The sequence below is a fragment of the Pseudomonas sp. S8 genome, assembly GCF_050473925.1.
GTDB classification, from domain to species: Bacteria; Pseudomonadota; Gammaproteobacteria; order Pseudomonadales; family Pseudomonadaceae; genus Aquipseudomonas; species Aquipseudomonas parakoreensis.
Map to the genome: position 1 here is coordinate 832,133 of NZ_JBFDVZ010000016.1, position 15,444 is coordinate 847,576.

The 15,444-nt window shown below is 62.3% G+C and carries 15 protein-coding genes; 11 read left to right on the forward strand and 4 right to left on the reverse strand.

Annotated features, from left to right (window positions below):
• Positions 1–7: 7 nt before the first annotated feature.
• Positions 8–1,372, forward strand: a complete 1,365-nt coding sequence (locus AB1J88_RS05060) for an APC family permease (protein ID WP_430290397.1) — start codon at positions 8–10, stop codon at positions 1,370–1,372.
• Here the strand turns inward: AB1J88_RS05060 and AB1J88_RS05065 are convergent.
• The gene (locus tag AB1J88_RS05065; RefSeq protein WP_430290398.1) at positions 1,369–1,830 is read right to left on the reverse strand and encodes a DUF3574 domain-containing protein; all 462 of its coding nucleotides are present in this window, start codon (positions 1,828–1,830) and stop codon (positions 1,369–1,371) included. The genes AB1J88_RS05060 and AB1J88_RS05065 overlap by 4 nt on opposite strands.
• A gap of 481 nt (positions 1,831–2,311) precedes the next feature.
• The gene (locus tag AB1J88_RS05070; protein WP_430290399.1) at positions 2,312–3,223 is read right to left on the reverse strand and encodes a cupin domain-containing protein; all 912 of its coding nucleotides are present in this window, start codon (positions 3,221–3,223) and stop codon (positions 2,312–2,314) included.
• Positions 3,224–3,326: 103 nt separating this feature from the next.
• On the opposite strand from AB1J88_RS05070, the gene AB1J88_RS05075 reads away from it, so the two are divergent.
• From AB1J88_RS05075 to AB1J88_RS05095, 5 genes are all read left to right on the forward strand, one after another.
• The gene (locus AB1J88_RS05075; protein WP_041074663.1) at positions 3,327–3,872 is read left to right on the forward strand and encodes a carboxymuconolactone decarboxylase family protein; all 546 of its coding nucleotides are present in this window, start codon (positions 3,327–3,329) and stop codon (positions 3,870–3,872) included.
• Between the two features lie 64 nt (positions 3,873–3,936).
• Entirely contained in the window at positions 3,937–5,007 is a 1,071-nt protein-coding gene (locus tag AB1J88_RS05080; RefSeq protein WP_430290400.1) for an acyl-CoA dehydrogenase family protein, read from the forward strand.
• Positions 5,004–5,846, forward strand: coding sequence for an ABC transporter ATP-binding protein (locus AB1J88_RS05085; RefSeq protein ID WP_430290401.1), 843 nt, complete (start codon positions 5,004–5,006; stop codon positions 5,844–5,846). Before AB1J88_RS05080 ends, AB1J88_RS05085 begins: the two co-directional genes overlap by 4 nt.
• Entirely contained in the window at positions 5,812–7,011 is a 1,200-nt protein-coding gene (locus AB1J88_RS05090) for an ABC transporter substrate-binding protein (protein ID WP_430290402.1), read from the forward strand. Before AB1J88_RS05085 ends, AB1J88_RS05090 begins: the two co-directional genes overlap by 35 nt.
• Positions 7,011–7,775, forward strand: a complete 765-nt coding sequence (locus tag AB1J88_RS05095; protein WP_430290403.1) for an ABC transporter permease — start codon at positions 7,011–7,013, stop codon at positions 7,773–7,775. Before AB1J88_RS05090 ends, AB1J88_RS05095 begins: the two co-directional genes overlap by 1 nt.
• Positions 7,776–7,973: 198 nt before the next feature.
• On the opposite strand, the gene AB1J88_RS05100 is transcribed toward AB1J88_RS05095, so the two are convergent.
• The gene (locus tag AB1J88_RS05100; protein ID WP_430290404.1) at positions 7,974–10,355 is read right to left on the reverse strand and encodes a DUF3772 domain-containing protein; all 2,382 of its coding nucleotides are present in this window, start codon (positions 10,353–10,355) and stop codon (positions 7,974–7,976) included.
• A 195-nt stretch (positions 10,356–10,550) separates the two neighbouring features.
• Here AB1J88_RS05100 and AB1J88_RS05105 point away from each other — a divergent pair, with 195 nt between their 5' ends.
• The 5 genes from AB1J88_RS05105 (at position 10,551) to AB1J88_RS05125 (ending at position 14,485) form a co-directional block, all read left to right on the forward strand.
• On the forward strand, positions 10,551–11,315 hold the full coding sequence (locus tag AB1J88_RS05105; RefSeq protein ID WP_174377269.1) for a COG4705 family protein: 765 nt from the start codon (positions 10,551–10,553) through the stop codon (positions 11,313–11,315).
• 28 nt (positions 11,316–11,343) lie between these two features.
• Positions 11,344–11,781 (forward strand): hypothetical protein, encoded by a 438-nt coding sequence (locus tag AB1J88_RS05110; RefSeq protein ID WP_108182904.1) that lies wholly within the window; start codon positions 11,344–11,346, stop codon positions 11,779–11,781.
• 98 nt (positions 11,782–11,879) lie between these two features.
• Positions 11,880–12,545, forward strand: coding sequence for a response regulator (locus AB1J88_RS05115; RefSeq protein ID WP_108182903.1), 666 nt, complete (start codon positions 11,880–11,882; stop codon positions 12,543–12,545).
• A complete protein-coding gene (locus tag AB1J88_RS05120; protein ID WP_430290405.1) occupies positions 12,521–13,867 on the forward strand; it encodes an ATP-binding protein in 1,347 nt (448 codons plus the stop codon). The genes AB1J88_RS05115 and AB1J88_RS05120 overlap by 25 nt, the downstream gene beginning before the upstream one ends.
• A gap of 39 nt (positions 13,868–13,906) precedes the next feature.
• Entirely contained in the window at positions 13,907–14,485 is a 579-nt protein-coding gene (locus tag AB1J88_RS05125) for a DUF4337 domain-containing protein (protein ID WP_174377271.1), read from the forward strand.
• A gap of 64 nt (positions 14,486–14,549) precedes the next feature.
• Here the strand turns inward: AB1J88_RS05125 and AB1J88_RS05130 are convergent, their stop codons facing one another.
• The gene (locus tag AB1J88_RS05130; RefSeq protein ID WP_430290406.1) at positions 14,550–15,386 is read right to left on the reverse strand and encodes a PhzF family phenazine biosynthesis protein; all 837 of its coding nucleotides are present in this window, start codon (positions 15,384–15,386) and stop codon (positions 14,550–14,552) included.
• Positions 15,387–15,444 lie beyond the last annotated feature (58 nt).

The following is a 15,444-nucleotide window of genomic DNA, read 5'->3' on the forward strand; positions in this document are numbered from 1 at the left end:
ACTCTGCATGAATCACTCCAACGGCCCCAAGCGCCATCTGCCAGTGTTGCAGGCGCTGCTGATCACGCTGGGCATGGTGATCACCACCGACATCCTCAAGACCGCGCCGACCGTGGCGCTGAACGTCGGGCCGGCATATTTCTACTGGGTGTGGGTGCTCGGCGGCCTGGCGTCGATGGCCGGGGCGTTGTGCTTTGCCGAAATGGCCACGGCATTCCCACATCCTGGCGGCGACTATCACTTTCTGCGCACCGCCTATGGCGAGCGCATGGGGTTCCTGTTTGCCTGGTCACGCTTCTCGGTGATGCACACGGGCTGGATCGCCTTGTCGGCGTTCATGTTTGCCGATTACGTCAATGCCGTGGTGCCGCTCGGTCGATACGGTTTGGGGCTTTTTGCTGGCGGGGTGATCGCCGCGCTGGTGCTGCTCAATCTCACTGGCAAGCACATCGGTTTCATCACTCAGACCTTGCTGGTGGGCTTGTTGGCGCTGGGCTTTCTGAGCATCGCCAGCGCCGGGGTGTGGCTGGCGTGGAAGGGGATTGAAGCAGCGCCAGCGAGCGTTTCGGTTGCGCCGGAAAACACCGGTATGGCTGGGTTTTCCGCGGCGATGATTTTTGTGTTTCTGGCGTTTGGCGGCTGGAGCGATGCGGCCACATTATCGGCGGAAGTGCGCGATGGGCGGCGAGGAATTTTCATCGCCATGCTCGGTGCGCTGACGCTGCTGATGGCGATTTATCTGGCGCTGAACTGGGCGTTTGTGCGAGGCCTGGGATTCGCCGGACTGGCGGCGAGCAACGCACCGGCGGTGGAACTGTTGAACCGTGCATTCGGTGCGCCGGGGGTGCTGCTGATTCTGCTGATGGTGGGCATCGCGGCCATCGCCAGCATCAACTCGACCTTGCTGGTCGGCGCCCGCACCACCTATGCCGCGGCCCGCGATGTGCCGCAGTTGCGTCGCTTCGGCGAGTGGCACGAACGCGACGGCGTGCCGCGCAAAGCCTTGCTGGCGGAGGGCGCGGTGGCATTGTTGCTGGTGCTGTTCGGCAGTTTCACCCAGAGCGGCTTCAACACCATGGTCGAGTACCTGACCCCGGTGTACTGGCTGTTTCTGAGCTTCAGCAGCCTGGCGTTGATCATTCTGCGCCGGCTTTTCCCTGAGGTGCCGAGGCCGGTGAAGGTGCCGTTGTACCCGCTGTTGCCGCTGGTGTTTTTCGGGCTGTGCCTGTACATGCTCTATTCGAGCGTGACGGTGGTGGGGTGGGGCGCGTTTCTGGGGATTGGCGTGTTGCTGGTCGGTGCGCTGCTGCTGGCGGGATTGAGCCGCGTGGCGTCGACGCCTCGGCAAGCTCTGGGGCAGATCAGCGATTAAAACGAAACGTCGGCCGGTTGCGACAGGCGCAGTACCGACAAGTCCCCGGTAATGCGTTTGTACGCCAGGCGAATCGCCTCGATGTTGCCGGCGTTCTGTGGATTGTTCTCGTGCAGGATCACGATCACCTTGGTGCTCAGCCGCTCAGGCTCTTTCGCCCCATGATCACGCCACTGCCCATAGGCATCGAACACGGTGAAACCGTCGGGAAACCGCGACGTCACTTCCTTGTCGAGAAACTCGCGCCAGCGCGCCGGGCTGACCGCGCCTTCCTTGCCATCCACGGTGCCCACCGAGAAGTACAGCTCGGTGCGGATCCATTGCGCCTGCGCCGGACGCGTGGCGTCGCCTTGCAGGGTTGAACTGGCGGGGGCATGGGTGTGAACGGCGGCAGGCGGCGGGCTGGCACAACCGGCGACAGTGACGAACAGTGCGGCCAGTAACAGGCGTCTTTGCATGAAGCATCCCTTTTTATGAGTTGAGTACAGGGGCGCAATTATAGAGGGCGAGGTTAATAGCAATAAAAGATTAAAAAATGGTTTTGTGGTTGATTAGTGGAATAAGGAACGAACCAAGCCAGGATGCCAAACGTACCGCCGCCTTCGCGGGCAAGCCCGGCTCCCACAGGTCTCGTGGCGTGCATAAATCCCGTGATCCACACATCTCCCCTGTGGGAGCCGGGCTTGCCCGCGAAAGCGCCGGTTCAGTCAATAAAGATGCTGGATGCACCAACGCCATCGCTGGCAAGCCAGCTCCCACAAGTTTTTGCGGTGTACACAGATCCGCTGATCTACACCATCCACTGTGGGAGCGGGCTTGCCCGCGAAAGCGGTGTATCAGTCGCTGGAGATTTTGCCTGTGCCGGCGCTTTCGCGAGCAAGCTCGCTCCCACAGTTTCTCTCGGTGCTTTCCAGCAGCGACGGCATACTAACGCGTCGCTCAGCGCCCCTCATGCTGCTTGCGATAAGCCCCCGGTTGCACCCCCACCGACTTGGCAAACGCCCGGGTAAATGCGGCGATCGACTGATAGCCCACGGCCGCGCACACCTGTTCCACCGTGTGATTGGCCCGCAGCAACTGGCGGGCATGCCGAATGCGCAACGCCAGCAATACCTGCCCCGGCGATTGCCCGGCCAGTTCGTTGAAGCGTTTGAAAAACGCCGAGCGCGACAGGCCGATACTCGCCGCCATGCTCTCCAGCGACCACGGCAATTGCGGTTGTTCGATCAACTGGTCCAGCAACGGCGCGAACTGCGGATTGCGCGCCAAAGCCACGAGGCCGCCGAGGCTCTGGTTGTCGGCCATCTGTTGGCGCAACACATACAAAAACAGCAGATGACTCAAGCGTTCGAGCAGCGCCGAGGAGGGCGCCGGCAAGCGTTCGCACTCTTGCAGGATCAACTCGAACAAGGCTCGCGCCGCGCTCGAAGAAGGATCGCCCGCGCGCAGGATGATCCAGTCCGGCAGGCCTTCGATGATCAGCGACGACAGCCCGGACTTGAAATGAAAGAACCCGCAGACCAGCCCGACGCCATCCTGTGCCTGACTGTCGAGCGCGGTCATGGCCCTGCGCGGCAGTGTTTGGGCGAGGGCCGGCTCTTCGGCGCTGGAGAGGCGGTAGTTCAGATCGCGCAGCAGAAATACCGCATCTCCCGCGCTCAACACTATCGACTGCTCCTGCCCGTCAATGTGCAGCCAGCAGCGGCCCTGCACGATCAAGTGAAAACTGGCGCGCGCCAGTCCGTGCGTACTTGCATGCCAGCCACCGCAATAGCGCCCGACGTGAAACAGGCTGGCATCGAGTTCGAGGCTTTCTAATAACCAATCAACCAGGGGGCTGGACGAAATCATCTAATGGAAACACTCAGGAGCAAGTAATCGCTACTTTAGAATATGGATCGAAATTTTTATAACCAACAGACTGGCCGGACACTCAACAGCAGGAGTCCACTCCATGTCGCGCGTCACTCTTCACACCGTGCAAAGCGCTCCCGAAGCCGCCAGACCGTTTCTGGAAAATGCGCAGAAAAACTCCGGATTCATTCCGAACCTGCTGGCCGTGCTGGCCAATGCCCCGGCCGCACTGGAAACCTACGTTACGGTATCGGCGCTCAATGGCAAGTCCGAACTCAGCCTCGCCGAGCGCGAAGTGGTGCAACTGATTGCCGCGACCAACCATGGTTGCGATTTCTGTGTCGCAGGTCATACCGCCGTGGCGCTGAATAAGGCCAAACTGCCGCCGGAAGTGGTCAGTGCGCTGCGTGAAAAAGCCACTGTGCCCGTGGCAAAACTGGAAACCCTGGCCGCATTTGCCCGCGAGGTGATTGCTACCCGGGGCAAGGTCAGCGATCAGACCTTCAACCAATTCAAGGCCGCCGGCTACACCGAAGGCAATGCGCTGGAAGTGATCCTCGGCATCAGCCTGGCGACCCTGTGCAACTTCGCCAACGTATTCGCCGACACGCCGCTCAACCCTGAGCTGGCGGCGTATCGCGCGTAATCCGCCAGCGCTTCGGGCCGCATCGTCTATGGTTGATGCGGCTGCGTACAAGGAGAGAAACGACATGCTCAATCCGGCATTGATGCAATGGCTGGAACACAACGCCCAGGCCCTGGATGCGGGCGACGGCGATCCGCAACAGGTGCTGACACAACTGGCGCAGGCCGGGGTGCTACGGGTCGGCGTCAGCCCGGCGCTGGGCGGCAGCGGTGGTCACGTCAGCGATGCCGTGGAAACCCTGGCCGCCGTCGCCAGCCATTCATTGGCAGCGGCGTTCGTATTCTGGGGCCAAAGGGCCTTTATCGAATACTTGCTGCACAGTCCCAACGCTGCACTAAGGGAAAAGTTGCTGCCTTCACTGCTCAGCGCAGAACTGGCCGGCGCCACCGGTTTGTCCAACGCGATGAAGTACCTGTCAGGCATCGAGGCACTGCAAGTGCGCGCCGCCAGTGCCGCTGACGGCTGGGCCTTGAACGGGCGCCTGCATTGGGTGACCAACCTGCGCAAAAGCGGTTTTGTGGTGGCGGCGGCGATCGAGCATGAGGCGGGCGGTTCACCCTTCGTGCTAGCCATCCCGGATGGCGCGGCCGGTGTAACACGTTCCGCCGACCTGCAACTGATGGGGCTGCAATCGAGCAACACTGCCGCCATCGATTTCGCGCAAGTGGCGGTCGGTCGCGAATGGCTGCTGCATGAAGATGCTCGCAAGTTTCTGCCGGCGGTGCGCCCGGCGTTTCTTGGCTTGCAGTGCGGCATGGCGCTGGGCCTGACGCGACGTGCGTTGGCCGAGGTCGAAGGACATTTACAGAACGGTCGTTCGATTCTGCTGGAGCCGTTGCAAGAACAACGCGAGCAACTGGCTCGGAGCGTCGATGCGCTCAAGCAGGGCCTGCATGACGGGCGCTTCCTGACCCAGCCGGGCGCGTTGTTCCAGATCCGCATCGCACTGGCCGAATCCGCCGCCAATGCGGTGCAACTGGAGTTGCAATCCAGCGGCGGCAAGGCCTATCTGACCGAGCACGGCAGTGGTTTCGCCCGGCGCTGGCGTGAGTCGGCGTTCGTGCCGATCGTCACGCCGAGCCTGGTGCAACTGCGCGCTGAATTGCAGCGGCAGAAACGGGAAGCGACGGCATGACCGCGCCGGTGCTGGAGGCGCAGGGCATCAGCCTCGGCTACCCGCGAGAGCAGGGCTGGCACACCGTGCTGGAGCACTTCGACCTGCAATTGCAGCCCGGCGAAGTGGTGACGATTCTCGGCCCCAGCGGTGTCGGCAAATCGAGTCTGCTGCGTGTCCTGGCGGGGTTGCAGGCACCGCAGCAGGGCCGGGTGAGCCTGCTTGGCGAACCGCTGACCGGCGCGCACCCTCGGGTGGCGGTGGCGTTTCAGGACCCGAGCCTGTTGCCGTGGCTGACCCTGGAAAAGAACGTCGCCTTCGGTCTCGACTTCGCCCGCCAGCCGCATCTCACGGCCGAGCAGCGCAAGGCGCGGATCGACCACGCCATCGCTGCGGTCGGCCTCGAACACGCGCGGTTGCAGCACCCGGCGCAGCTGTCCGGCGGCATGGCCCAGCGCACCGCGCTGGCCCGTTGTCTGGCCCGTCAGCCGCAGGTGCTGTTGCTCGATGAACCGTTCGGTGCGCTGGATGAAATCACCCGCGCCGACATGCAGCAGTTGCTCCTGCAACTGATTGCCGAGCACCACACCGCAGCCGTATTGATTACCCACGATATCGACGAAGCCCTGCTGCTCTCCGAGCGGATTCTGCTACTGGGTAACAGCCCGGCGCACATCCTCGGCGAGTGGCGCATCGACCTGCCTCAGCCGCGTGCCGAGCTGGTCGAGGAACTGGGCGCGCTGCGCATCGACATCCTCAAAACCCTTCGGCGGGCGAGCCGCAATCCCGTTACTCAACCTGTGCCCGCTACGTCGGAGATTGACCATGTGCCTGGACGACTTTACTCACACACGTCGTGACTTCCTCAAACTCAGCGCGTTGCTGACCGCTGGCGGCGCGTTGCCGTTGCTCAACAGCTTGAATGCCCGTGCCGCTGCCGAGCCGAACGCGCCGGTGCGCATCGGTTATCTGCCGATCACCGACGCCACGCCGTTGCTGGTGGCGCACAACAACGGGCTGTTCGAGGCCGAAGGCATTCAGGCCGAGCGCCCGGTGCTGCTGCGCAGTTGGGCGCAGGTGATCGAGGCGTTCATTTCCGGGCAGGTCAACGTGATTCATCTGCTGTCACCGATGACCGTGTGGGCGCGTTACGGCAGCAAGGTGCCGGCCAAGGTCGTGGCGTGGAACCACGTCGGCGGCTCGGGCCTGACCGTGGCGCCGGGCATCACCGAGGTCAAGCAACTCGGTGGGCAATCGGTGGCGATTCCGTTCTGGTATTCGATTCATAACGTGGTGGTGCAGCAGCTGTTCCGCGATCACGGGCTGGTGCCGGTGAGCAAATCGGCGAGCGCCGCGTTGGCGCCGAACGAAGTCAATCTGCTGGTGTTGCCGCCGTCCGATATGCCGCCGGCCCTGGCGAGCAAACGCATCGCTGGTTACATCGTCGCCGAGCCGTTCAACGCGCTGGCCGAGGAACTCAAGGTTGGCCGCGTACAGCGTTTTACCGGTGACGTTTGGCGTAATCACGCTTGCTGCGTGGTGTTCATGCATGAGCAGGATCTGAATCACCGTCCCGAGTGGTCGCAGAAAGTCGTCAACGCGATCGTCAAGGCGCAGGTCTGGACCCGCGACAACCGCGCCGAAGCTGCAAAACTGCTGTCCAGGGACGGCGCCAATCGCTACACGCCGCACGCGCAACCGGTGCTCGACCGGGTGCTGTCGCCGGCCAGCAGCGACCGCGAGCAGTATCTGGCCAGCGGCGCGATCCAGCACAGCCATTGGGACGAGCAGCGCATCGACTTTCAGCCGTATCCGTTCCCCAGCTACACCGAGGAACTGGTCAAGCGCCTGAAGGACACGCTGATCGAGGGTGACAAGGGTTTCCTCGCCGGCCTTGATCCGCAGCAGACCGCCAAGGATCTGGTGGATGATCGCTTCGTGCGCAACGCCATCGCGGCTGTTGGCGGCATGCAGACCTTTGGCCTGCCGGAAAGCTTCGAACGCAGCGAGGAGTTCGGCCTCTGATGCGCCAGCGATCTTCATTGACCGTGCAGGGTTTGTTGGGTGTCGCGGGGCTGTTGTGCCTGTTGCTGCTGTGGTGGCTGGGTGTGCATCTGTTTGGCGACAACGACAGCCTGGCGTTGCGCTTTTCACCCGAGGCAACTCTGGCGAGCCTCGGCGAACTGTTGCTGCGCCCGGAGCTGTACGAGCATGTGCTGGTCAGCCTGAAGCGGATTCTGGTCGGGCTGCTGCTGGCGCTGCTGATCGGTGTGCCGCTGGGCTTGATGATTGGCAGTTACCGGCATCTGGAAGCGGCAACCACGCCGGCGTTTCAGTTTCTGCGGATGATTTCGCCGCTGTCGTGGATGCCGGTGGTGGTGATGCTGATGGGTGTCGGTGATCAGCCGATCTACTTCCTGCTGACCTTTGCCGCGGTGTGGCCGATCCTGCTCAACACCGTGGCCGGCGTATGCCAGCTCGACCCGCGCTGGCTGCAACTCAGTCGTAGTCTTAGCGCCACCCGTTGGGAAACCCTGCGCAAGGTGATCCTGCCCGGCGTGCTCGGCCATGTGCTGACCGGGGTGCGGCTGTCGATCGGCATTTTGTGGATCGTACTGGTGCCGTGCGAGATGCTCGGGGTCAGCGCCGGGTTGGGCTACTTCATCCTCGATACGCGTGATCGCCTGGCGTATTCGGAACTGATGGCGATGGTGCTGCTGATCGGCGTACTGGGTTTTGCGCTGGATGCGTTCGCGCGCTGGCTACACCGGCGCTGGGCGCCGGCCTGAGGCTCTTCGCGAGTAGGCTTGTTCCCTGCGCGCAATCCCGCAATCACCACAAAGCCCTGTGGGAGCTGGCTTGCCAGCGATGGGTCCGTGTCAGCCACCACCCGTGCAGACTGACGCACCGCCATCGCTGGCAAGCCAGCTCCCACAGTAATCTCGGCCAGTAACCAAGTCCGTGTACACCGCAAAACCTTTTAGGGGTCACGGGCTCGACGCTGGTTTCGCCAGCGCAATCCCCGCATCCCCCAGCCGCTTGAGAATCTCGAACAGCAGATCACTCTTGGTCCCGCCGACAATCCGTGGGCTGCCGACGTAGCCCGTCACCGTCAAGGTGATGCCATCGGGCGAGAGTTTGCTGAAGCGTACGTACGACGCCGGTTTGTCGAGGATGTTTTCGTTTTCGCGGTAGGTGTTCAGCAGCAGTTCCTTGACCTGTTCCGGGTCGATGTCCAGCGGGAACATCAGCTCCAGGCTCGCCACCCCCTGGGCGCTGCCGCCGAGGGTGACGTTGCGCAGGTTCTGCGAGATCAGTTGTGAGTTGGGCACGATCACGATGGAGCGGTCGCTGAGCTGGATTTCCGTGGCGCGCACGTTGATCCGGCGGATATCGCCTTCGACACCGCTGATGCTGATCAGGTCGCCGACCTTCACCGGGCGCTCGGTGAGCAGGATCAGCCCGGAGACGAAGTTCTTGACGATTTCCTGCAAGCCGAAACCGATCCCCACCGACAACGCACTGACGATCCACGCCAGATTGGTCCAGCGCACGCCCAGTGACGACAGCGTCAGGAGGATAACCGTGGCATAACCGATGTTGGAAAACAGCGTGCTCAGCGACGCGCACATGCCCGGATCCATGTCGGTCTTGGGCAGGAATTCGTTGTCGAGCCAGCGGCGCAGGGCGCGGATCAGGTAGATACCGATCAGCAGCGCCAGCACGGCATTGATCAGGTGCGCGGGGACGATGTTCAGCTTGCGCAAGCCGGCACCACCCAGAATGCCCAGGACATTGCTGGTCAGTTGCCCGAACGTGGTGCCGATGCCGCCGACGAACAAGGTGATGACCGCCAGCAGCAACAGCCCGGCGCGGCTGGCACCGGACAGCACAATCGAGATCTGTTCCAGCCGCCGGTCGCCCAGGCCCAAAGTCTGCTTGAGCGTCTTGCCCGCCGAGTAGCGCGGCGAGAACAGGTACTCGCAGGCGTCCTTGACCACTTGCACCAGTAAATAGAACCCGGCCAGCACGATATAGGCCCATACCAGCTCAAAAGTGATGAAGCGGGCCAGCGACACGTAGCCGGTGAGCAAGGCCAGCGCCGACACGCCCATGCACACCGTGGCGATGCTGTAGATCGCTCCGGCAAACGTGCTGGCGGCCTCCGGTTCGTTGGCGCTGATCAACGCCTTGCGCACTTTGCCGACGCGCAACAGCAATGGCACCAGAATCACGATCACCACGATGGCGATCACCCCGCGCTGGGCGATCACGATCTGGCTGCTCATGCCGGTGGCGTTGCTGACTTGCACCAGCGTCACCAGCACCAGCAGGGTGGCGGCGAGAATCCTCGGATAGGGGCGCAACGCCAGCGCCACCGAATCGGCCATCGCCGGCAGCCGCCATGAAGGATGCTGGGTCGACAGCAGTGCGCGGCTCAACGCGGTGATCAGGACGCAGGCGTAAACGGCTTTTTCGAATTCTTCGGAAAAAGTCTGCAGCACTGGCGTCAGCGGCTCGTGACGGGTGCAGGCATAGAACAGCAGATGCAGGGCGATGGCTGTGGTGCCCAGGGTCGCCAGCGCCGAGGCGAATGCCAGCGCGCTGCGACGCAGGCGACCTTCCGGCATGCGGTGGATGCACAGCCAGGTCAGGCCGCGTTCGGCAAGTCGGCGGCCGACCGTCCAGAAAGCCAGCGCCAGGAGCACCAGCACACAGGTGAAAAACCGTTCCCCCGGGGCCCAGACGGTGGCCCAGGTGAGGTTCACCTGATCGATGAAAAACTTCAGGCGCTGGCGGTCGTCCGGCTCCGGCGCGACCAATGGCGACCAGAAGTCCGGGCTCAGGATGCTGTCGGTGCGCAGCGTCAGTTCGCTTTCGAGCAGTGTGCGGCGGATGCCGGCGATTTGTGTAATCAGCTCGGCTGCGCTTTGTTTGAGCGCGGCAAGGCTTTTGAGCGTGGCATCGACCTTGTTTTTCTGCTCGCTGAGCAACGCCCGTTGTGCGGCGATTTCCGCCTGCTCGGCGGCAATCTGCGTATCTGGTGCGGCGCCGAGCACCCCCAGTTGCACCGCCAGTTGCGCCTGCTGCGGCAACAACGATGCGGACAACCGATCGACATCCAGAATGAACGTCTGCACCCGGTCCTGCGGGCCTTCGAGCTGGTTGTAATTGTTGGCGGCGGAAATCTGCTGCTTCAGTCCGTCGAGACGCAGTTGCAAGGCTTGCAGATCACTTTGCGAGACCTCCACCAGCGGTGCCGCAGTGGTCGCCGAGGGCGCCGGCAAATCCGCCGCGCACAGCAGCGAACTGCCCGAAGCGAGCACGGTCAGCGCGACAAAAAACAATGACTTCAATGTGTTGCGCATCGGAGGGACCGGTTCTCGTTGATCACACAATCTATGAGGTTAGGTGATCGAACCGGGCACGGCGGAAAATTTCGGCAGAGCAGGGCGCGCCACTGAATCAATCGCTTCGTGTACGCCCTCAGTCTCAGCTAAGTGTTGGCCCTTATCGTCTCCCTCAGCGCACATTCAGCGCTGGACAGGAGAGGCAACCCGCACATGAATCCCGCAAAAGCCGGATGGCTTAACAAAGTCCCCGAAGTGACACTGGCCTTCTGGGTAATCAAGATTCTCTCGACGACCGTGGGTGAAACCGGCGCTGACTTCCTCGCCGTGGATATTGGCTTCGGCGCTGGCTGGACCAGCATCGGCATGGCGCTGTTACTCGGGGGGGCGCTGTTCTTGCAAATGCGCAAAACTGCCTATACACCCTGGATCTACTGGTTGACCGTGGTGCTGGTGAGCATCGTCGGCACGCAGATCACCGACATTATGACCGACATGCTCGACATCAGCCTGTACGTCAGCACCGCGGTGTTCTCGGTGTTGCTGGCTGTGAATTTCCTGATCTGGTTCACGATGGAGGACAGCCTGTCGATCCGTGAAATCAACACGCCGCGGCGCGAGCTTTTTTACTGGTCTACGGTGCTCTGCACCTTTGCCCTGGGCACTGCCGCCGGGGACCTGGCCACCGAAGCGCTGGGGCTGGGCTTCACCGTCGGTGCAGTGATTTTCGGCGCGCTGCTTGCGGCGACGCTGTTGGCCTGGCGGATGGGGGCCAACGCAGTGCTGACGTTCTGGATCGCCTACATCCTGACTCGCCCGTTCGGCGCCTCTCTCGGTGACTTGCTGACTCAGGCCAAGACCTACGGTGGCCTGGGCATGGGCGCCGCCTGGACCAGTGCGATCTTCCTCAGCGTCATCGTGCTACTGGTGGCGGTCGCGCAGATCAGCCTTGGCAATCGCAAAACCCTCACTCAATAAACGTTTGGATACCCACCAAGGAATCAATATGCACGCCTTCAAAACCGTTTTTCGCCACGTCGCGATCATCTCGTCTCTGATGCTGCTCGGCAGCCTCGCCGGCTGCTCGAAACCCGCTGACAAACCCGCTGCCGGTGCACCGACCAGCTCGTTGAGCGCGCCGCCGCAGTCGGGTTCGAAGCTGGGTGACCTGAGCGAGTTCCGCAACATCGCCGCCAACGTCAGTGCGCTGGTCGAGAAAAATGACCTGCCCGGCGCCAAGACCCGTATCAAGGATCTGGAAACGACTTGGGACTCCGCCGAAGCCGGCATCAAGCCGCGTGCCGCTGCCGACTGGCATGTGTTGGACAAGGCGATTGACCGCGCGCTGGATGCCCTGCGCGCCAGCTCGCCGCAGCAGGCTGACTGCAAGGCGGCCATGGATGATCTGCTGAACGCCTTCGATTCGCTGAATGGCAAACAGTGATCACAGCGCTGAAGCGGCGGCGGACAAACGCCGGTTCAAGTGCTTCAATACAGGCGCGATGGCAATGACCATCGCGCTTTTCTCTGTCGGAGCGCTGCATGCGGATTCTGTTGGTCGAAGATGACCTGATGATTGGCGAAGCCATCGAGGTCGCGCTCAAGGACGCGAGCTACGCCACCGACTGGGTGAAAAACGGCCTCACCGCGCTGGCGGCGCTGGACACTCAGAACTACGACCTGGTGTTGCTGGACCTCGGCCTGCCCGGCAAGGACGGGCTTGATGTGCTGGACGCCATTCGCGCGCGCAACAACCCCGTGCCGCTGCTGATTATCACCGCCCGCGATGGCCTCGATGACCGGCTGCGCGGCCTCGATGGCGGCGCCGACGACTTCCTGCTCAAACCTTTCGCCATGGCCGAGTTGCTGGCGCGGATGCGTGCGGTATTGCGCCGTCGCGGCGGTAACGCGCAATCGCTGCTGGATAATGGCGAGGTGTCGTTGAACCTGGTGTCCAAACAGGCCTCCACCGCGCAAGTTATTGAAGTGCAATTGTCCAGTCGCGAGTTTGCGCTGTTGCAGGCGCTGTTGATCCGCCCGGGGGCGATTCTTTCGCGCAGTGAACTTGAGGACCGGATTTACGGCTGGGGCAACGAAGTGGAAAGCAACGCGGTGGAGTTTTTGATCCATTCGCTGCGGCGCAAACTGGGAAACCATGTCATCAAGAATGTCAGGGGGATGGGATGGATGGTTTCAAAAGGCGTTTGAGCGATTCGGTGCAGGCACGGCTTTCGGTCACGCTGTCACTGGCGATTCTCATCGTCGCTTTGCTCGCCGGTGCATTCGCATTCGTTTCGGCGCTCGACGAAGCGCACGAAATGCAGGACGAAAGCTTGCGCCAGGTCGCGCTGCTGTTTGACCTGCAGCACATGACCCTGGGGTATCCCGCTGCCGGCCAGGCCGTTGGTGATGATGAAGACTCGCGGATCACCGTGCAGTACCTGGCCGACAGTAGCAAAGCGCTCGGCACTGACGACGCCAGCCTTCCGTTGCCCTTTCCGCTGATCCTGGCCGATGGTTTGTCGACGTTGAACATAGCCGGTGAAAACTATCGTGTGTTGGTCAGAACCACCTCGGCAGGCGAGCGCATCGCGGTCGCGCAGGAAGCCGACGTGCGCGACAAGGAAGCACGGGAAAGCGCCTGGCGCAGTCTGTTGCCGTTTCTGATTCTGTTTCCGGTGCTGCTGTTGGTGGTGGCGGATCTGGTGCGCAAGCTGTTTCGCCCGATCGCGACCCTCTCGGCGGAAATCGATCAGCGTGACCAACAGGCGCTGCATGCGATTGATGAACAGCACCTGCCGAGCGAGATCCGGCCCTTCGTCGTGGCGATCAATCGATTGCTCCGCCGCGTTGCACAGGCCATGGAGGCGCAACGACGGTTTATCGCCGATGCCGCCCATGAGCTGCGTTCGCCGATGACGGCGCTGTCCCTGCAGGCCGAGCGATTGGCCGCTACGCCCATGTCGGCTGACACCCGGCAGAACTTTCTGCCACTGGCTCAGGGGATCGAGCGCAGTCGCAAGCTGATCGAGCAATTGCTCGCCCTGGCTGCCGCACAATCAATCGCGCAACGCGCCGAGGCCACCGTGTCGGTACATGCAGTGTTTCGCCGTGTACTGGAAGACCTCCTGCCACTGGCAGAGAACAAAGACCTCGATATCGGCGTTGACAGCGTCGAGGACGTGCCGGTCCTCATCAACGAACTGGACCTGTTCATCCTGATCAAGAACCTGGTGGATAACGCCATCCGCTATACCCCGGCGGGCGGGCGCGTCGACCTCAGCGTCGAACGGACGGAGGCGGGCGCGCGCATCGAAATCAAGGACTCGGGGCCGGGCATCCGCGTCGAAGAACAGGCGCTGGTGTTCGATCCGTTTTACCGCAGCCTGGGCACCGGGGAAGCCGGGTCCGGGTTGGGGCTGTCGATTGTCAGGGCGATTGCCGAGCGGACGGGGATTCGGGTGGGTTTGAGTTTCGTCGATGAAGTGGCGCAGCGTGGCTTGCGCGTTTCGCTGTGGTTGTCCTCATAATGTCGCCCATCTTTCATCACCCATCCCAGTTCGACAGCCATGCCTGAAGAGTTCGAAGTTCCCAGCCCCCACGAGCAACACATCGAGCACACCACCCATCATGCCCATGCACAAGGCGATCGCTTCGCCAGCAAGATTGCGGTGATGACGGCGATCATGGCGACCGTGGGCGCCCTGATGAGTTATCAGGCCGGTTCGACGGAAAGTGAGGCGGCGATGGATAAAAACAACGCCGCGATCCAGAAGACCGAAGCCGCCAACGAATGGAACTACTACCAGGCCAAATCCAGCCGGCAGAATCTGTCGGATTTGGCCAGCCATCTGCCGGGGCTGGATTCCGCCCACTATGCTGCCGAGGCGCGGCGCTACGCGGAGCAGAAAGAGCAGGCGCGCAAGAAGGCCGAAGTGCTTGAGCAACAGGCACAAGCGTGGGAGGAAAAGTCTGAGCAGGTGCTGCATCAGCATCACCGCTGGGCCCAGGCCATGACCGCGATTCAAATCGCCATTTCACTGGCAGCCATCACCTTGCTGACGCGCAAGGAATGGCTGCGGCGCGTCTCGTTTGGCGCCGCCGGTGTCGGCGTCATGCTGGGATCGCTGGCCTGGCTGCATATTTGAGCGAGTTCGACTCCGGCTCGGAGTAGCGGTTGGCGCGGTTAATCGCCCAGGCTGCCATGGCTCATCAAAACACCACCCGGCCGGAAATGCAGTGCTGAACGGCACCGCCGACCCAGACGGTGCCGTCCACGTTCTGGATGTGCAATCGGCCGCGGCGGCCTATGGCGGTGCCTTGGCTCACGGTGTAGCGGTCGCCGAGGATGCCTGAGCCGATCAGCCACTGAGCCAGGCTCGCATTGAGGCTGCCGGTGACGGCGTCCTCGGCGCATTCCTCGCCCATGAAGGCTCTGACTTCCACGTCCGTTTCAGCTCCGGAACCCGCCCACGGCGCAATAACCCCGACATTCAGCCCTTGCAGCGCCGCGTAATCAGGCTTTATCGCCAGCACTTCTTCGCGACTCGCCAGCAACACGCCCGCCCACCCCGGGCCGTTATCGACCCATTGGCTCGCGCGGATCTGCCCGCTGGCGAGGCCGAGTCCTTGTTCGATCAGGTTGAGCGTCGTTGCCTCCAGCGGCCCGCTGCGCACCAATGGTGGCGCGGAGAACGCCAGTTGCGGACCTTGTTTGAGTACCCGAATCAAGCCCGCCGAGCACTCCTGAATAATCTCGACCTGCTCAGGCTTGTCGTTCTGCGCGAGCCACACTTTGCAGCTGCCCAGCGTGGGATGCCCAGCGAAGGGCAACTCTCGCAACGGTGTAAAGATGCGGACACGGTAGTGCGCGTCCGGCGCTTCGGGCTTCAACAGAAAAGTGGTCTCACTGAGTTGCGTCCAGCGGGCGAACGCCTGCATCTGCTCGGTCGTCAGCCCATCAGCATCCACCACCACGGCCAGCGCATTTCCTTCGTAGGGGTGATCGGCGAATACGTCGACTTGTTCGAACTGCAGCGAGCGTGGCATTGAATGTCCTTACAGGTTGAGTCGGGGAAGGTCTTTTACGCTCATGGATTCGGATCAC